Annotated in this window: 19 protein-coding genes; all 19 read right to left on the minus strand. The window is 61.8% G+C overall.

Annotated elements, in window-relative coordinates; all coding sequences use genetic code 11:
- Nucleotides 1-118: 118 nt before the first annotated feature.
- Complete coding sequence (gene der / locus ACTJJN_RS05225) at nt 119-1,582, minus strand: ribosome biogenesis GTPase Der (RefSeq protein WP_003248512.1); 1,464 nt, start codon at nt 1,580-1,582, stop codon at nt 119-121.
- Between the two features lie 116 nt (nt 1,583-1,698).
- The gene (gene bamB, locus ACTJJN_RS05230) at nt 1,699-2,841 is read right to left on the minus strand and encodes an outer membrane protein assembly factor BamB (RefSeq protein WP_003248513.1); all 1,143 of its coding nucleotides are present in this window, start codon (nt 2,839-2,841) and stop codon (nt 1,699-1,701) included.
- On the minus strand, nt 2,842-3,483 hold the full coding sequence (locus ACTJJN_RS05235) for a tetratricopeptide repeat protein (protein ID WP_003248514.1): 642 nt from the start codon (nt 3,481-3,483) through the stop codon (nt 2,842-2,844).
- A 39-nt stretch (nt 3,484-3,522) separates the two neighbouring features.
- Nucleotides 3,523-4,812 carry a histidine--tRNA ligase gene (gene hisS, locus ACTJJN_RS05240; protein WP_003248516.1) on the minus strand — a complete coding sequence of 430 codons (1,290 nt, stop codon included), beginning with the start codon at nt 4,810-4,812 and terminating at the stop codon, nt 3,523-3,525.
- A 25-nt stretch (nt 4,813-4,837) separates the two neighbouring features.
- A complete protein-coding gene (ispG, locus tag ACTJJN_RS05245) occupies nt 4,838-5,947 on the minus strand; it encodes a flavodoxin-dependent (E)-4-hydroxy-3-methylbut-2-enyl-diphosphate synthase (protein WP_003248517.1) in 1,110 nt (369 codons plus the stop codon).
- Nucleotides 5,948-5,950: 3 nt separating this feature from the next.
- Entirely contained in the window at nt 5,951-6,967 is a 1,017-nt protein-coding gene (locus tag ACTJJN_RS05250; RefSeq protein WP_440781048.1) for a RodZ domain-containing protein, read from the minus strand.
- A complete protein-coding gene (gene pilW / locus ACTJJN_RS05255; RefSeq protein WP_012051251.1) occupies nt 6,964-7,725 on the minus strand; it encodes a type IV pilus biogenesis/stability protein PilW in 762 nt (253 codons plus the stop codon). Before pilW ends, ACTJJN_RS05250 begins: the two co-directional genes overlap by 4 nt.
- Nucleotides 7,726-7,739: 14 nt before the next feature.
- The gene (gene rlmN, locus ACTJJN_RS05260) at nt 7,740-8,885 is read right to left on the minus strand and encodes a 23S rRNA (adenine(2503)-C(2))-methyltransferase RlmN (protein WP_010952067.1); all 1,146 of its coding nucleotides are present in this window, start codon (nt 8,883-8,885) and stop codon (nt 7,740-7,742) included.
- A 28-nt stretch (nt 8,886-8,913) separates the two neighbouring features.
- Nucleotides 8,914-9,339: a nucleoside-diphosphate kinase gene (gene ndk, locus ACTJJN_RS05265; RefSeq protein WP_003248526.1), complete on the minus strand. Its 426-nt coding sequence runs from the start codon at nt 9,337-9,339 to the stop codon at nt 8,914-8,916.
- 88 nt (nt 9,340-9,427) lie between these two features.
- The gene (gene iscX / locus ACTJJN_RS05270) at nt 9,428-9,628 is read right to left on the minus strand and encodes a Fe-S cluster assembly protein IscX (protein WP_003248529.1); all 201 of its coding nucleotides are present in this window, start codon (nt 9,626-9,628) and stop codon (nt 9,428-9,430) included.
- Between the two features lie 10 nt (nt 9,629-9,638).
- Complete coding sequence (gene fdx / locus ACTJJN_RS05275) at nt 9,639-9,980, minus strand: ISC system 2Fe-2S type ferredoxin (RefSeq protein ID WP_012051250.1); 342 nt, start codon at nt 9,978-9,980, stop codon at nt 9,639-9,641.
- 3 nt (nt 9,981-9,983) lie between these two features.
- Complete coding sequence (hscA, locus tag ACTJJN_RS05280; RefSeq protein ID WP_143999577.1) at nt 9,984-11,846, minus strand: Fe-S protein assembly chaperone HscA; 1,863 nt, start codon at nt 11,844-11,846, stop codon at nt 9,984-9,986.
- A 42-nt stretch (nt 11,847-11,888) separates the two neighbouring features.
- Complete coding sequence (hscB, locus tag ACTJJN_RS05285; protein ID WP_003248535.1) at nt 11,889-12,410, minus strand: co-chaperone HscB; 522 nt, start codon at nt 12,408-12,410, stop codon at nt 11,889-11,891.
- 8 nt (nt 12,411-12,418) lie between these two features.
- Entirely contained in the window at nt 12,419-12,742 is a 324-nt protein-coding gene (gene iscA / locus ACTJJN_RS05290; RefSeq protein ID WP_003248536.1) for an iron-sulfur cluster assembly protein IscA, read from the minus strand.
- Between the two features lie 28 nt (nt 12,743-12,770).
- On the minus strand, nt 12,771-13,157 hold the full coding sequence (iscU, locus tag ACTJJN_RS05295; RefSeq protein WP_003248539.1) for a Fe-S cluster assembly scaffold IscU: 387 nt from the start codon (nt 13,155-13,157) through the stop codon (nt 12,771-12,773).
- A 46-nt stretch (nt 13,158-13,203) separates the two neighbouring features.
- A complete protein-coding gene (locus ACTJJN_RS05300; protein WP_003248541.1) occupies nt 13,204-14,418 on the minus strand; it encodes an IscS subfamily cysteine desulfurase in 1,215 nt (404 codons plus the stop codon).
- A 45-nt stretch (nt 14,419-14,463) separates the two neighbouring features.
- Nucleotides 14,464-14,955, minus strand: coding sequence for a Fe-S cluster assembly transcriptional regulator IscR (iscR, locus tag ACTJJN_RS05305; RefSeq protein WP_003248542.1), 492 nt, complete (start codon nt 14,953-14,955; stop codon nt 14,464-14,466).
- A 179-nt stretch (nt 14,956-15,134) separates the two neighbouring features.
- Nucleotides 15,135-15,920 carry a serine O-acetyltransferase gene (cysE, locus tag ACTJJN_RS05310; RefSeq protein ID WP_003248544.1) on the minus strand — a complete coding sequence of 262 codons (786 nt, stop codon included), beginning with the start codon at nt 15,918-15,920 and terminating at the stop codon, nt 15,135-15,137.
- A gap of 3 nt (nt 15,921-15,923) precedes the next feature.
- Nucleotides 15,924-16,679 (minus strand): tRNA (cytosine(32)/uridine(32)-2'-O)-methyltransferase TrmJ, encoded by a 756-nt coding sequence (trmJ, locus tag ACTJJN_RS05315; RefSeq protein ID WP_029611811.1) that lies wholly within the window; start codon nt 16,677-16,679, stop codon nt 15,924-15,926.
- Nucleotides 16,680-16,811: the final 132 nt, after the last annotated feature.

The raw sequence follows: 16,811 nt of genomic DNA on the forward strand, positions 1-16,811 counted from the left end.
GGTGGAGTCCGAGCATAGCGGATCGAGCGGTCAGGAAAAAGGTTGAAACAATAGGGGGATTGCTCTGGATCAAAGGGCATCTGTGGGGGCGGCCTTGCTCGCCCCCACATGGCGCTACTTAGCGTTTGTCGCGACGCTTCTTCTCGGCCTTCTTGTGGTGCGACATCAGGCGGCGTTTCTTGTTGACCTGGCGATCGGTAAGGGTGTTCTTCTTACCCTCGTACGGGTTCTCGCCGCCCTTGTACTCAATACGAATCGGCGTACCGACCAGTTTGAGCACCCGGCGATAGGTGTTTTCCAGGTAACGCGAGTACGACTTGGGAATGCTGTCGGTCTGGTTGCCGTGGATCACGATGAGCGGCGGGTTGGCACCGCCGAGGTGGGCATAGCGCAGCTTGATGCGGCGACCATTGACCATCGGCGGCTGGTGCTCGCTCACGGCATCTTCGAGGATCTGCGTCAGGCGGCTGGTCGGCCAGCGGGTGACCGCGGACTGGAACGCAGCCTGCACCGACTTGTACAAGTTGCCCACGCCCGTGCCATGCAGCGCAGAAATGAAGTGGATGTCGGCAAAATCGACGAAGAACAGCCGACGCTCCAGCTCGGTCTTCACGTAGGCGCGCTCACCCGGCTCCATGCCATCCCACTTGTTCAGGGCAATGACGATGGCGCGACCGGCTTCAAGGGCAAAGCCCAGCAGGTTCAGGTCATGGTCGACCACACCTTCGCGGGCATCCATGACGAAGATGACGACGTTGGCGTCCTTGATTGCCTGCAGCGTCTTCACCACCGAGAACTTCTCGACTTCCTCGTGGATCTTGCCACGCTTGCGCACACCGGCGGTGTCGATGAAGGTGTACTTGTCACCATCACGCTCGAACGGGATGTAGATACTGTCACGGGTAGTACCCGGCTCGTCGTAGACCACCACACGCTCTTCGCCGAGCATGCGGTTGACCAGCGTCGACTTGCCAACGTTCGGGCGGCCGATGATGGCGATCTTGATGCCATCCTTCTCGCTTGGGCCAGGAATGCGCACGGCTTCCTCACCTTCAGCAACGTCCTGTTCGAGGGCTTCGTCTTCGGCATCACGCGGCAGGTGACCGAGCACGGCCTCCATCAAGGCGCTGATACCCCGGCCCTGGGAGCCTGCCACCGGAATGGCGTTGCCCATGCCCATTGGCGAGAATTCGGCGCGGGCAACGTCGGGGTCGATGTTGTCGATCTTGTTGGCAACCAGGATCGCGGCCTTGTTCCGCTTGCGCAGGTGCTCGGCGATCATCTGGTCTGCTGCGGTCATGCCCGCTCGGGCATCAACCAGGAACAGCACGTAGTCGGCTTCTTCGATGGCCATGAGCGACTGCTCGGCCATTTTTTCGTCCATGCCCACTTCGTCACCGGTGATACCACCGGTGTCAATCAGGATGAAGGAACGACCCTGCCAGCTGGCATCACCATACTGGCGGTCACGGGTCAGGCCCGACAGGTCACCGACGATGGCATCGCGGGTCTTGGTCAGGCGGTTGAACATGGTGGATTTGCCGACGTTCGGGCGGCCCACCAGGGCAATTACGGGAACCATCGGCTCTCCACTCTCGAATTCTTGAAAATGCAAAGGCCGCTGCAAGGCAGCGGCCGGAGTTTGGGCGGCGTGTCCTACGCCGCGGCTTGAAGCCCGCCAAGGCTTCAAGCATAGCTTCAGCGGATGGTCAGTGCCTCGAGCTTGCCGCTGTTGCCGAAGACATAGATGGTGTCGCCGACCACAAGTGGGCGGGCGCGCAGGCCATCGCTGTCGATACGCTCACGGCCGACGAAGCGGCCATCCACCTGGCTCAGCAGGTGCAGGTAACCTTCAAAGTCACCCACAGCCACGTAGCTGCTGAACACTTCAGGGGCGGTCAACTGGCGGCGAGCCATGCTGTCGTTGCTCCACAGGGCACTGGAAGAGCGCTCATCCACACCTTCCACGGTACCCGAAGCTTCGCTGACGTAGACGTTACCGAAGCCCTGGGCGACACCCACATAGCTGGAAGCATCGCGCTGCCACAGCTCGCGGCCGCTTTCCAGGTCCAGGCCCGCTACACGGCCCTGGTAGGTGCTGACGTACAGGGTACCACCAGACAGCAGCAAGCCGCCGTCGATATCAACCACACGGTCCAGCTCGGAACGGCCCTTCGGGATGGCCACGCGGCTTTCCCACACCGGCACACCGTTGTTGATGTCAACCGCGACCACTTTGCCGGTGGACAGGCCGGCAACCGCCAGGCGGTTGGTGGCGATCGGCGCACCGGTGCCACGCAGCGTCAGCACGGCCGGGGAGTTTTCGTAGATCCAACGGCGGTCGCCAGTGGCGGCATCCAGGCCGATCAGGCGGTCGTCCTGGGTCTGCACCACCACCACGTCACCGTTGTTGGCAGGTGGGGCCAGCACTTCGCTGGTCACGCGCGAGCGCCAACGCTCCTCACCGGTGCTGGAGTCCAGAGCAATGACCTCACCCTTGAGGGTGCCGAGCATGACCAGGCCATAGCCTACGCCAACTGCACCGGAAACCTGCAGCTCCAGGTCCTTCTTCCACACCACGTCACCCGTGATGCGGTCGAGGGCGAAGACTTCGCCGTTGACGTCGGAAGCGTAGATACGGTCGTTCTCGATGGCCGGTACCAGGGTGTTGTAGGTTTCACCTTGGCCGTCACCGATCGAACGGCTCCACTGCTTCTTCAGCACCACTTCCTCGGTGAACTTGGTCAGCTCGGCCGGGGGCAGTTCCTTCTTGCTGTTGCTGCTGCAACCTGCGGCCAGTACGGCCAGGGTCAGCACTGCTGCATGTTTCCAACCGATCACTTACGCGTCCCCTTTAGCCAGGTCATCCAGCTTCAATTGCAGGCCACCGACCGCCGCGTCATCGGACAGCGCAGCCTTGGCTTTTTCGTAAGCGCTGTGTGCGTCGTCGGCGCGACCCAGCTGCACCAGCAGGTCACCCTTCAACTCTTCACGGCTGGCCAGGAAGGCTTTGTCGGCGTCGCCGTCGAGCAGCTTGAGGGCATCCTCGGCCTTGTTCTGGGCTGCCAGTACGCGCGCCAGACGCTGACGCGAAATCTCGCCCAAGGTAACGTCGGCCGGTTTGTCCAGCACGCTTTTCAGCTCGGCTGCGGCGTCATCGAGCTTGCCGCTGTCGACCGCGACCTTGGCCACGAACAGGCTGCCGTACTGGGCGTAAGCGGTGCCGCCAAACTCGCTCTTGAGCTTGCCGGCCAGTTCCGCGACCTTGGTGGCGTCCGGCTGGCCGGTCGGTGTCAGGCTGGTTTCAATCAGCGCCTGATACAACTGCGAGGCACCTTGCGACTGGTTGGTCTGGTACTTGTGCCAGGTATTCCAGCCCAACACCACCACGCCAGCCAGCAATGCACCGGTCAGCAGCGGCTTGCCGTTGCGGTTCCACCAGTCCTTGACCCCTGCCAGGTCATCATCATCGGTACTCGACACCCCAATACTCCTTTTCGCCTATTCGCTTGTTGAACCGCGTTACGCCTGCGCGATCGCGGTTTCCAGGTGCTCTGCAAGAGCATCCCAGGCAATGTTCTGTTGTTCGCCCTGGCCACGCAGGGGCTTCAAGCCGATCTCTTGCTTGGCCAGCTCGTCGTCGCCGAGGATCAGGGCGAACAGTGCACCGCTCTTGTCGGCCTTCTTGAACTGGCTCTTGAAGCTGCCACCCCCGGCGTTGACAGCCAGGCGCAGGCCCGGCAAGCGGTCGCGCAAGCCTTCGGACAGGCGCAGGCCTGCCAGCTCCGCCTGCTCGCCAAACGCGCACAGGTAAACGTCGATCTGGCGGCTGATGGACTCCGGCACCTTGCCCAAGGTTTCCAACAGCAGGATCAGGCGCTCGATGCCCATGGCGAAACCAACGCCAGTGGTCGGCTTGCCACCCATCTGTTCGACCAGGCCGTCGTAACGGCCACCCGCGCACACCGTGCCCTGGGCGCCGAGCTTGTCGGTTACCCACTCGAACACGGTCTTGCTGTAATAGTCCAGGCCACGTACCAGCTTGGTGTTGATCACGAACGGAATACCGGCTGCGTCCAGGCGGGCCTTGAGGCCTTCGAAGTGCACGCGCGACTCTTCGTCCAGGTAGTCTTCCAGCTTCGGCGCCCCGACCAACACCGCCTGGGTGTTCTGGTCTTTGCTGTCGAGGATGCGCAGCGGGTTGCTCTTCAGGCGGCGCTGGCTGTCTTCGTCCAGTTGCTCCAGGCGCGCCGAGAGGAACTCGACCAACGCGTCACGGTAGCGTGCGCGGGCTTCACTGGTGCCCAGGCTGTTGAGCTCCAGCTTGACCGCGTCCTGAATGCCCAGCAGGCCCCACAGGCGCCAGGTCAGCATGATCAGCTCGGCATCGATGTCCGGGCCGTCCAGGTTGAACACTTCCACGCCGATCTGGTGGAACTGACGGTAGCGGCCCTTCTGTGGGCGCTCGTGGCGGAACATCTGGCCGATGTACCACAGCTTCTGCACCTGACCGTTGCCGGTGATGCCGTGCTCGAGCACCGCTCGCACGCAGGCCGCGGTGCCTTCAGGGCGCAGGGTCAGCGAATCACCGTTGCGGTCCTCGAAGGTGTACATCTCTTTTTCGACGATGTCGGTCACTTCACCGATCGAGCGTTTGAACAGCTCGGTGAACTCGACGATCGGCGTGCGGATCTGGCTGTACCCGTAGGTGTCCAGCAGCCCGGCCACGGTGCCTTCGAAGTAGCGCCACAGCGGCGACTGTTCTGGCAGGATGTCGTTCATGCCACGGATGGCTTGCAGCGATTTGCTCACGAAAAGTCCTTACGAATTCGGTGTGTCAGCCACGGACGATCAGCGCCGCGTCGGCCTCGGCCTTTTCGGCCGCTTTCTGGCGGATGAGCTTTTCCAGCTCATCGACCAGGTTGTCATTGGTCAGTTTCTGCGCAGGCTTGCCGTCGATGTAGATCAGGTTCGGCGTGCCGCCGGTCAACCCTACATGGGCCTCCTTGGCTTCACCCGGGCCGTTGACCACGCAACCGATCACCGCCACATCCAGCGGCACCAGCAGGTCTTCCAGGCGCCCTTCCAGCTCGTTCATGGTCTTGACCACATCGAAGTTCTGCCGCGAGCAGCTCGGGCAGGCGATGAAGTTGATGCCACGCGAACGCAGATGCAGCGACTTGAGGATGTCGTAGCCGACTTTCACTTCTTCGACCGGGTCGGCCGCCAGCGAGATGCGGATGGTATCGCCAATACCCTCGGCCAACAGCATACCGAGGCCGACGGCGGACTTCACCGTCCCCGAACGCAGGCCACCGGCTTCAGTGATGCCCAGGTGCAGCGGTTGCACGATCTGCTTGGCCAGCAGACGGTAGGCTTCGACAGCCATGAACACGTCCGAGGCCTTGACGCTGACCTTGAAGTCCTGGAAATCCAGGCGATCGAGATGCTCGACGTGGCGCAGGGCCGACTCGACCAGTGCGGCCGGGGTCGGTTCGCCATACTTCTTCTGCAGGTCTTTTTCCAGCGAACCGGCGTTGACCCCGATACGAATCGGAATGCCGCGGTCGCGGGCGGCATCGACCACAGCGCGCACACGGTCTTCACGGCCGATGTTGCCCGGGTTGATCCGCAGGCAATCAACGCCCAGCTCGGCAACGCGCAGGGCAATCTTGTAGTCGAAATGGATGTCGGCGACCAGCGGCACGCTGACCCGTTGCTTGATCTTGCCAAACGCTTCGGCGGCGTCCATGTCCGGCACCGAGACACGCACGATGTCCACGCCGGCATCGACCAGTCGCTGGATTTGCGCCACGGTAGCAGCGACATCGTTGGTGTCGGTGTTGGTCATGCTCTGCACCGCGATGGGCGCATCACCACCCACCGGCACATTGCCAACCCAGATTTTGCGGGATTCGCGACGTTTGATCGGAGATTCGCCGTGCATGACTTACTGTCCCAACTTCAGGCGAGCAGTCTCGCCACTGGTGAATGGGGCAACATCGACGGCCTGGCCGTTGTAGCTGACCTGGGCGCCCCGGGCAAAGCCCAGGCGTACCGCGAATGGCGGCTTGCCGGTCAGCTCGAGGTTGTCCCCCTTGCGCTTGATGGCGCTGAACAGCACCTTGCCGTTGCCGTCGCTGACCTGGGTCCAGCAATCGGCGGTGAACTGGATGGCGACCTTGGCGCTGCCAGCTGGCACTGCGGCAGGCTCGGTGGCCGCCACGGCCGGTGCAGGTGCAGGTGCAGCAGTGGCCTGTACCGGAGGCGTAACCGGTGCAGGCGAAGCAGCAGGGGCGGGTTGCACCGGCGCTTGCTGTGCTGGAGCAGGCGCTGCGGCAATGGCGGCCTCAGAGCTTACCGGTGCTTGTTCAGCGGCAGCAGGCTGCTCGGCAGCGCCCCGCTCCAGCGCCAGCGGCGCACTTTCAGCTTGCTGGCCAGCGGAAACGGCCTGGTCTTCAGGCTCATCGAGCGGGTGAATCTGTGTGGTGCCGTCGGCGCTTTCGACCTCGACATGCTCCAGGGCAATCTTGGCCAGGTCCTTGCCCCGCAGGCTGCCCTGGTCCTGCCACCAGAAAAAGCCACCACCGACCACAGCCACCAGCAACAGCAGGCTGACGCCGCGCAGGATGTTGTGCGACAGACGCACAGGCTCTTCGATACGGCCCAGCGAATGCACGTCGCTGCCTTTGGCGTGGGTACCGGTGTAACGGTCGAAGGCGTCTACCAGGGCGGCCTGGTCGAGGTCCATCAGCTTGGCGTAGGCACGAATGTAGCCACGAGCGAAAGTATGCCCGGGCAGCTTGTCGAAGGCGCCGGTTTCCACGTGGTTCAACGAACTGACAGTGAGGTTGAGCTTGCGGGCCACCTCGGCTTGAGACCAGTCCCGTTTCTCACGGGCCAGGCGCAAAAGCTCACCGGGGTTCTGGCCAGGCGCTACTGCTACTTCGGGGTGCGCGGCGTTCATCGTTGCTCCGACAGGTATTGCTGGTATTCCGGCGTACCGGGATAAAGTCGTTGTAATTGCTGGCCCAATTCGGCCAGTGCGCCCTGCTCGTCGAACACCCTGGCAAGGCGGCTGCCCAGCAGCAGGCTACGGGCGTCGTGGTCGCTCAACTGGCTGAAACGATCGTAGTAGTCCCGGGCCGGCACATAATGCCTGTTTTCGTAGGACAACTCAGCCATTTCCAGCAACGCTTTTGGTTGCCGCGGGTTGAGTTGTAACGCTTTCAACAAATACGCGTGCGCCTGATCGCGGCGTTCGAGCTTCAGGGCGGTCAGGCCCAGATTCTCGTACACGCGTGAGCGCTCAGGATACAGGGTATCGGCACTGGCCTGGCGAAACATCTGCTTGGCTTCGGCAAATCGCCCCTGAGCATAAAGGAAACTGCCGTAATTGTTGCGAATTCGCGTGTCACCGCGGCTTATCAGCAAGGCCTTGCGAAAGTGTGCTTCGGCCAGCGCCGGCTCGCCTTCGGCTTGAAACACTACTGCCAGGGCGGCGTGCGCATCGACATCCTGGTCATTCAGCGCCAGGGCCTTTCCCAGCGGCGCCTTGGCCTGTTCGGTCAAACCTTGTTGCAAATAACCCAAGCCAAGCTGCACATAAGCCCGCCCCGCCTCCACCCTGCCCTGGCGGCTGGCCAAGGGGTCGCTCGCGCCGCCCGACACGCAGCCGGCCAGCAGCGAAAGCGCAAGGATCGACAGCGCGGCGCGCAGGCTCATGGGCAAGGTACCTGTCAGTGGCTGGCGGCGCTGTCTGGCAGTTCGACGTCCGCAGAAAGCTGGCGAACAGCGATGTAGCGCTCACTGCGGCGAGTACGGTCATTGACCTGGCCGACCAGCTGGCCACAGGCAGCGTCGATGTCGTCGCCGCGCGTGGTACGGGTGGTGACGTTGAAGCCACCGTGGTGCAGCAGATCCTGGAAGCGACGAATGGCGTTGTTGCTCGGTCGCTCGTAGCCCGAATGCGGGAACGGGTTGAACGGGATCAGGTTGATCTTGCAGGGTACATCGCGCAACAGTTCGATCATCTGCGCAGCATGCTCGGGCTGGTCGTTGACGTCCTTGAGCAGGGTGTACTCGACGGTGAGCACGCGCTTGCCACCCAGGGTGGACATGTAGCCCATGCACGATTCCAGCAGCACTTTCAGCGGGTACTTCTTGTTGATCGGTACCAGCTTGTTGCGCAGTTCGTCGTTCGGCGCATGCAGCGACAGGGCCAGCGACACGTCGATGTGCTTGGCCAGCTCGTCGATCATCGGCACCACGCCCGAGGTGGACAAGGTGACACGGCGCTTGGAAATGCCATAGCCAAGGTCATCCATCATGATTTTCATGGCGGCAATGACGTTGTCGAAGTTCAGCAAGGGCTCGCCCATGCCCATCATGACCACGTTGGTAATCGCGCGGTCGACTTTGGCAGGAACGGTCCCGAAGGATTTGTTGGCAAGCCACACCTGGCCGATCACTTCGGCGGCAGTGAGGTTGCTGTTGAAGCCTTGCTTGCCGGTGGAGCAGAAGCTGCAGTCCAGGGCACAGCCGGCTTGCGACGATACGCACAGGGTGCCGCGGTCGTCGGTTGGAATATAGACGGTCTCGACGCAGCTGCCGGAGGCAACGCGGATCACCCATTTACGGGTGCCGTCGGCGGAAATGTCTTCACTGACCACTTCCGGTGGGCGTATTTCGGCAACGGCCTCGAGCTTTTCGCGCAAGACCTTGCCTACGTTGGTCATGGCCGCAAAGTCGGACACGCCAAAATGGTGAATCCATTTCATCACCTGGCCGGCACGGAAGCGCTTCTCCCCGATAGAGTCGAAGAATTGTTCCATTTCCGGCTGGGTCAGACCCAACAGGTTGATTTTGCCAGTAGATGTCGTCATGGATTCACCCTCACCCGTAAGCTTTCGCTTAGCGAGTGGTTACCTCGGTAGCAGCGAAGAAGTAAGCGATTTCGCGAGCAGCAGCAGCTTCGGAGTCCGAACCGTGAACGGCGTTGGCGTCGATCGACTCGGCGAAGTCAGCGCGGATGGTGCCGGCAGCAGCTTCTTTAGGGTTGGTAGCACCCATCAGCTCACGGTTCTTGGCAATGGCGTTCTCGCCTTCCAGAACCTGGACAACGACCGGACCGGAAGTCATGAAGGCAACCAGGTCACCGAAGAAGCCGCGCTCGCTGTGCTCAGCGTAGAAGCCTTCGGCTTCGGCTTTGGACAGTTGCTTCATTTTCGAGGCAACGATTTTCAGGCCGGCTTCTTCGAAGCGAGTGGTGATCTTGCCGATGACGTTTTTGGCAACAGCGTCAGGCTTGATGATGGAGAAAGTACGTTGAACAGCCATGGAAAACTCCAGAATATGAGTGTTACGAAAAATTAAACCCGCGAATTATACGCGGGTTCCGGGGGATTGCCTAACCTGCAAGTGACGCTTAGTCGGCTTCGTCGATCCAGGCGGCCTGGATTGCCTCGAGCACTTTCTCACCGCCGCGTGACGGATCGTCGCTGAACTCAGGCAACGCCAGCACCCAGCGGTGCAGGTCCACGAAATTCACATAACGAGGATCGACCTCAGGCTTGCTTTCTGCAAGCTGGATTGCGATCTCAAGTACATCAACCCATTTCAGACTCATGTACAGGCCCTCAGTGCGGTGCTTCGGCGGCATGGTTGAGCGAATACTTGGGGATCTCGATGGTCAGGTCTTCGTCAGCGACGAAAACCTGGCAACCAAGGCGCGATTGCGCTTCCAGGCCCCAGGCTTTGTCCAGCATGTCCTCTTCCAGCTCGTCAGCCTCTTCGAGCGAATCGAAGCCCTTGCGCACGATGCAGTGGCAAGTGGTACAGGCCTTGACGCCGCCGCAGGCACTTTCCATCTCGATGTGGTGGTCGTGGGCCAACTCCAGGATGTTGGTCCCAGGCTCCACCTCCACGGTCAGCCCCTCGGGGCAGAACTTCTCATGCGGCAGGAATGTCACCAGCGGCATCGATTACTCCTCGATCTCATTCAGGTTGCGCCCGGCCAGTGCGGCTTTGACCGTCGAATCAAGGCGACGGGCGGCAAATGCATCGGTCACCTGCGACAGACGCTTGGTCTGTTGCTCGATGGCTGCGCCATCGGTGCCGGCCAGCAAATCACGTAGTTCTTGCATCTGGAATTCGATGGCGTCGCGCTCGTCACTGCTGAGCAGGCGCTCGCCGTCGGCGTCCAGGGCGCCCTGTACCGCCTCGAGCAGCCGCTCGCCATCTACCTGATGCTCACGCAACTGGCGGGCGTGCTTGTCGGAACCGGCGTGCTCGAAGGAGTCCTTGAGCATGCGGGCGATTTCGCCGTCGGTCAGGCCGTAGGACGGCTTGACCTGAATGCTGGCTTCAACGCCCGAACCCAGCTCGCGGGCAGCGACGCTGAGCAGGCCATCGGCATCCACCTGGAAGGTGACGCGGATTTTCGCAGCACCGGCAACCATGGCCGGAATGCCGCGCAACTCGAAGCGGGCCAGCGAACGGCAGTCACTGATCAGCTCGCGCTCGCCCTGCAGGACGTGGATCATCATGGCCGACTGGCCGTCTTTGTACGTGGTGAATTCCTGAGCACGCGCCACCGGAATGGTGGTGTTACGCGGGATCACTTTCTCCATCAGCCCGCCCATGGTCTCAAGACCAAGCGACAGCGGGATGACATCGAGCAGCAGCAGCTCGCCACCTTCGCGGCGGTTGCCGGCCAAGGTGTCAGCCTGGATGGCGGCACCGATGGCCACCACCTGGTCTGGGTCGATCGAGGTCAGCGGGGTGCGCCCGAACAGTGCACCGACGGCCTCACGCACACGCGGCACGCGGGTAGAACCACCGACCATGACTACGGCGCTGACCTCTTCCAGCTCGACGCCACTGTCGCGCACGGCACGGCGGCAAGCCTTCAGGCTGCGGGCAACCAATGGTTCGATCATGGCTTCGAAGGCGCTGCGGGTCAGCTCACCGTGCCAGGCACCGTGGCTGACACTGACCACGTCAGCGTCGGTCAGGGCCTCCTTGGCGGCGCAAGCGGTTTGCAGCAGCGCGCGCTGGGTAGCCGGGTCGAGGTCAGACGACAAACCCGCCTGTTCGATGATCCAGCCGGCAATAGTGTGATCGAAGTCATCCCCCCCAAGGGCGGTATCACCCCCGGTGGCCAGCACTTCAAATACGCCAGCGGTCAGGCGCAGGATGGAAATATCGAAAGTACCGCCGCCCAGATCATAGATGGCCACCACGCCTTCGGCGTTCTGGTCCAGGCCGTAGGCTACGGCGGCCGCAGTCGGTTCGTTGAGCAGGCGCAGCACGTTCAGGCCGGCCAGACGCGCAGCATCTTTGGTAGCCTGACGCTGGGCGTCATCGAAATAGGCCGGCACGGTGATCACCGCGCCTACCAGCTCGCCACCCAAGGTAGCTTCGGCACGTTCGCGCAACACCTTCAGGATGTCGGCAGACACTTCCACCGGGCTTTTCGGCCCCTGCACGGTGTCGATGAACGGCATGTGCGACTCACCACCCACAAAGCGGTATGGCAGTTGCTCGCCCAGCTGCTTGACGTCGGCCAGGCCGCGCCCCATCAGGCGCTTGACCGACAGCACAGTGTTCAGCGGGTCGCTGGAGGCGGCGTCACGCGCAGCCTGCCCCACTTCGATACGCCCGTCGAGGTAGCGCACCGCGGACGGCAGAATGACGTTGCCCTGCGCGTCGGGCAGGGGCTCGCTGCGGCCGCTACGCAGTGCAGCGACCAGAGAGTTGGTGGTACCCAGGTCGATCCCCACCGCCAGGCGACGCTGGTGAGGCTGAGGGCTTTGACCGGGTTCGGCAATCTGCAGTAGGGCCATGCTTATCTGAATACCTTAGGTGTCATCACGGGCAACACCGGGTTAATCGTCGAGGCGCTCTTCCAGTTGGCGCACTTCTTGGGCGAGCTTGTCGAGGAACTGCATGCGGCGCATCAGGCGCTCGGCCTTGTCGCGCTCGCCTGGGGCATCCCAGCAGGCGGCAAAGTCCTCGTTCAGCGTGTCCTGGGCAGCCTTGAGGCGCTTCTTGAACACGCCGACACCATCAAGGTCGGCTTCGTCCTGCAACTCCTCAAGCTCTTCACGCCACTGCATCTGCTGCAACAGGAAGTCAGGGTCGTGGACCGTGACTTCCTGAGGCACTTCATGGCCGCTGATGGCCAGCAGATAGCGGGCACGCCGCGGCGCACTGCGCAGGGTCTGGTAGGCGTCGTTGAGTGCTGCGGACTTTTCCAGCGCTACCCGCTGCTCACGCTCGGAGGCGTCGGCAAAGCGGTCGGGATGGACTTCGCGGGCCAGCTCGCGATAGCGAGTGGCCAGCTTGTCGAGATCCAGACGGAAGCTTGGCTGGAGGTCAAACAATGCGTAATGACAAGGAGTACCCACAGCCAGCCTCAAACGTTGAAGCTTTCGCCGCAGCCACACTCACCGCGCACGTTGGGGTTGTTGAACTTGAAGCCTTCGTTCAACCCTTCCTTGACGAAATCCAGTTCGGTGCCATCGAGGTAGACCAGGCTCTTGGGATCGATGATCACCTTGACGCCATGGTTTTCGAACACCTGGTCTTCGTCCGCCAGTTCGTCGACGAATTCCAGCACGTAGGCCAGACCCGAGCAACCGGTGGTGCGCACGCCCAGGCGAATGCCCTCACCTTTGCCGCGCCCGTCGAGGGAGCGGCGAATGTGGTTGGCGGCGGCTTCTGTCATGCTGATAGCCATCAGAACTCCTTACCTTGCAACAGGCGACTTAGATCAAGCCTTTCTTCTGCTTGTAGTCGCGTACGGCTGCCTTGATGGCATCTTCGGCGAGTACCGAGCAGTGAATCTTGACCGGCGGCAACGCCAGCTCTTCGGCCAGTTGGGTATTCTTGATGGTTTCGGCCTCGTCCAGGGTCTTGCCCTTCATCCACTCGGTGGCGAGGGAACTGGACGCGATGGCCGAACCGCAGCCGTAGGTCTTGAACTTGGCGTCTTCGATAACGCCCTGCTCGTTGACCTTGATCTGCAGGCGCATCACGTCACCGCAGGCCGGGGCGCCGACCATGCCGGTGCCGACATCCGGGTCTTCGGCATTCATCTTGCCGACGTTGCGCGGGTTTTCGTAGTGGTCGATGACCTTTTCACTGTATGCCATGGTGCAATTCCTTCCTCATCAGGGAGCCGCTCTTGCCGGCGACTGCTTAGTGGGCGGCCCACTCGATCTTGGAGATGTCAACGCCGTCTTTGTACATATCCCACAGCGGCGACAGCTCACGCAGTTTGTTGACGGCCTCGCAGACTTTCTGCGCGGCGTAGTCGACTTCTTCTTCGGTGGTGAAACGGCCGAAGGAGAAGCGGATTGAGCTGTGCGCCAGCTCGTCGTTGCGGCCCAGAGCACGCAGTACGTAGGACGGCTCGAGCGACGCGGAGGTACAGGCCGAACCGGACGATACGGCGATGTCTTTCAGCGACATCAGCAGCGATTCGCCTTCGACGTAGTTGAAGCTCAGGTTCAGGTTGTGCGGTACACGCGCAGTCTGGCTGCCATTGACGTACAGCTCTTCAAGGTTTGAGACCTGCTTGAAGAAGCGGTCGCTCAGGGCCTTGATGCGTGCGTTTTCTGCAACCATTTCCTGTTTGGCAATGGCGAAGGCTTCGCCCATGCCGACGATCTGGTGGGTCGGCAGGGTGCCCGAACGCATGCCGCGCTCATGACCGCCGCCGTGAATGATGGCCTCAAGACGTACACGCGGCTTGCGGCTGACGTACAGTGCGCCGATGCCTTTCGGGCCATAGACCTTGTGCGCCGAGAAGGACATCAGGTCGACTTTCAGCTTTTGCAGGTCGATTTCGACCTTGCCGGCCGACTGGGCGGCGTCGACATGGAACAATACGCCGCGCGAACGGGTCAGTTCACCGATGGCAGCAATGTCGTTGATCGAGCCGACTTCGTTGTTCACATGCATCAGCGAGACCAGGATGGTGTCGTCGCGCAGCACCGCTTCTACCATGGCCGGGGTGACGATGCCGTCTTCGCCTGGCTCCAGGTAAGTGACTTCAAAACCTTCGCGCTCCAGCTGGCGAGCGGTATCCAGGACCGCCTTGTGCTCGATCTTGGAGGTAATGATGTGCTTGCCCTTGGTCTGATAGAAGTGCGCGACACCTTTGAGCGCGAGGTTGTCGGACTCGGTGGCACCGCTGGTCCAGACGATTTCGCGCGGATCGGCGTTGATCAGCTCGGCAACCTGGCGACGACCGTTCTCCACCGCTTCCTCGGCCTTCCAGCCAAAGACGTGGGAGCGCGAGGCCGGGTTACCGAAGTTTCCGTCGACCAGCAGGCAGTCGGCCATCTTCTGGGCCACGCGTGGGTCGACCGGAGTGGTCGCAGAGTAATCAAGGTAGATCGGCAACTTCATTTGTCTCTCCTATCAGGCGGTGGCGTCGCTCGTCGTCCCTGGGGATCAATCGACGGCAGACGTCTCAATCTTGTCCAGCTGGGCGGTTCGTCCTGCGACACGGCGCAGGTCCTGGCGCTGGGCGACTTCCTGCACATCACGGCGCTTGACGAGGTCGGCCAGGCTTATGCCGCTGAGGAATTCATGGATCTGCTGGCTGAGGTCGCACCACAGGTGGTGGGTCAGGCAGGTATCACCGGCATGGCAGTCCCCGAGCCCCTGGCAACGGGTGGCATCGACCGATTCGTTGACCGCGTCGATAACCTGGGCCACCTGGATGGTTTCCATGCCCCGCGACAGCTGGTAGCCACCGCCTGGACCGCGCACACTGGAAACCAGGCTGCTGCGACGCAGCTTGGCGAACAGCTGCTCCAGATAAGAGAGGGAAATGCCCTGGCGCTCGGAAATATCGGCCAAAGACACCGGCCCATGCTTCGCGTGCAACGCCAGGTCGAGCATGGCGGTCACGGCGTATCGGCCTTTGGTAGTCAGTCGCATGGCTATTGGGTACCACGGGAGTTTCAGGATGTGTGCGAGTATGCGATTCCCGAGCATTTAAGTCAACTATTAGACCTACTGCTTTAGTCGGGTTTGCATCAGGGAGGCGGGCGCGATTGTAGCAGACGAGGGGCGCGAGCACACGCCCCACATGCCACCATGACTTCAGTGCGGCGCGATCAATGCGGCTGAGTGTCGCGCTGGGCCACCTGGGTAACCTCGGTGAAGTCGTCCTCCGGCAAGGCCGGCAGTTCCTTGGCGCAATAGTCACTGCCCATCTTGGTCAGCGCGCCACACATACCCTCCAACCGTTCGTCGACGGCCTGCAGATGATCGAGCATCTGGCCGATGGCCCGCGCCACCGGGTCGGGCATGTCGCCACTGACACCATAGGCGTCAAAGCCGATCTTCTCGGCCATAGCCTTACGCTTGGCTTCGACTTCGGTGTCCTCGCTCTTGACGATGATCCGCCCCGGAATGCCTACTGCCGTAGCCCCGGCCGGCACCGCCTTGGTGACCACCGCATTGGAACCGATCTTGGCCCCGGCGCCGACCGTGAAAGGCCCCAACACCTTGGCACCCGCCCCTACCACCACGCCGTTTTCCAAGGTGGGGTGGCGCTTGCCCTTGTTCCAGCTGGTGCCACCGAGCGTCACCCCCTGGTACAGGGTGACGTCATCACCGATCTCGGCGGTTTCGCCAATGACGATGCCCATACCATGGTCGATGAAAAAGCGCCGGCCAATGGTGGCGCCAGGGTGGATTTCGATACCGGTCAGCCAGCGACCGAAGTTCGACACCAGCCGGGCCAGCCATTTGAAATCACGCCTCCACAGGGCATTGCCCAGGCGGTGCAACCAGATGGCATGCATGCCGGGGTAGCAAGTGAGCACCTCGAAGGCATTGCGTGCAGCCGGATCACGGTGGAATACGCTTTGAATATCTTCACGCAGACGTTCGAACATCTGTCAGTCCTTCCGTTTATGCGGCTCGCCCCGGACCACTTTCTGGGTCTCGGTGAGGATGCCGCGCAAAATGCTCATTTCCGAACGCTCGACCGCCACCCGCCCATACAGCCGTCGCAGGCGCGGCATCAGGTGCTTGGGCTTTTCGGGGTCGAGGAAGCCGATGCCCACCAGGGTTTTCTCCAGGTGGTCGTAGAACAGCTCCATTTCATCCATGGTCGCCAGCTCAGCGGCGTCAACCTTCTCGACTTTGCCCGGTGCTTCACCGGCAGCCAGCCAGGCCATGCGCACCTCGTAGGAAAGCACCTGCACGGCAGCCGCCAGGTTCAGCGAGCTGAAGTCGGGGTTGGAGGGAATGTGCACGTGGAAGTGACATCGCTGCAGTTCTTCGTTGGTCAGGCCGGCGTGCTCGCGCCCGAACACCAGGGCGATTTCCTCGCCGCCTTTGGCATGCTCCACCGCCTTGGCACCGCATTCACGCGGGCCGATCAACGGCCAGGGAATGCTGCGCTCGCGGGCGCTGGTGCCCATCACCAGGTTGCAGCCGACCAGCGCCTGTTCGAGGCTGTCGACCACCTGGGCGTTATCCAGCACATCGTCGGCGCCCGAAGCACGGGCACTGGCATCCACGGCGGGGAATTCTTTCGGCTGCACCAGCACCAGACGCGACAAGCCCATGTTTTTCATGGCACGCGCAGCGCCGCCGATGTTGCCGGGGTGGCTGGTATTGACCAGAACAACACGAATATTTTGCAGCAAGGTGTTGTGCTCACAGATGCAGGAATCAGGGCCTTCGATCTTACAGAACCGACAGACGTAACGCCATGAAAGCAAATGTGACACTTCTGCCGCCAAAGTTTTCTGCTAGAATGATCGGCTTTCTTCTTTAAC

The sequence above is a fragment of the Pseudomonas sp. 22515 genome (genome assembly GCF_052044625.1).
GTDB classification, from domain to species: Bacteria; Pseudomonadota; Gammaproteobacteria; order Pseudomonadales; family Pseudomonadaceae; genus Aquipseudomonas; species Aquipseudomonas alloputida.

Bases quoted from the DNA above. Each gene is read 5' to 3' on its own strand.
- ACTJJN_RS05300 (WP_003248541.1), bottom strand. From the start codon at position 14,418: ATGAAGTTGCCGATCTACCTTGATTACTCTGCGACCACTCCGGTCGAC.
- ndk (WP_003248526.1), bottom strand. From the start codon at position 9,339: ATGGCTGTTCAACGTACTTTCTCCATCATCAAGCCTGACGCTGTTGCC.
- iscU (WP_003248539.1), bottom strand. From the start codon at position 13,157: ATGGCATACAGTGAAAAGGTCATCGACCACTACGAAAACCCGCGCAAC.
- rlmN (WP_010952067.1), bottom strand. From the start codon at position 8,885: ATGACGACATCTACTGGCAAAATCAACCTGTTGGGTCTGACCCAGCCG.
- iscX (WP_003248529.1), bottom strand. From the start codon at position 9,628: ATGAGTCTGAAATGGGTTGATGTACTTGAGATCGCAATCCAGCTTGCA.
- iscR (WP_003248542.1), bottom strand. From the start codon at position 14,955: ATGCGACTGACTACCAAAGGCCGATACGCCGTGACCGCCATGCTCGAC.
- fdx (WP_012051250.1), bottom strand. From the start codon at position 9,980: ATGCCGCTGGTGACATTCCTGCCGCATGAGAAGTTCTGCCCCGAGGGG.
- hscA (WP_143999577.1), bottom strand. From the start codon at position 11,846: ATGGCCCTACTGCAGATTGCCGAACCCGGTCAAAGCCCTCAGCCTCAC.
- cysE (WP_003248544.1), bottom strand. From the start codon at position 15,920: ATGTTCGAACGTCTGCGTGAAGATATTCAAAGCGTATTCCACCGTGAT.
- der (WP_003248512.1), bottom strand. From the start codon at position 1,582: ATGGTTCCCGTAATTGCCCTGGTGGGCCGCCCGAACGTCGGCAAATCC.
- iscA (WP_003248536.1), bottom strand. From the start codon at position 12,742: ATGGCTATCAGCATGACAGAAGCCGCCGCCAACCACATTCGCCGCTCC.
- ACTJJN_RS05250 (WP_440781048.1), bottom strand. From the start codon at position 6,967: ATGAACGCCGCGCACCCCGAAGTAGCAGTAGCGCCTGGCCAGAACCCC.
- ispG (WP_003248517.1), bottom strand. From the start codon at position 5,947: ATGCACGGCGAATCTCCGATCAAACGTCGCGAATCCCGCAAAATCTGG.
- pilW (WP_012051251.1), bottom strand. From the start codon at position 7,725: ATGAGCCTGCGCGCCGCGCTGTCGATCCTTGCGCTTTCGCTGCTGGCC.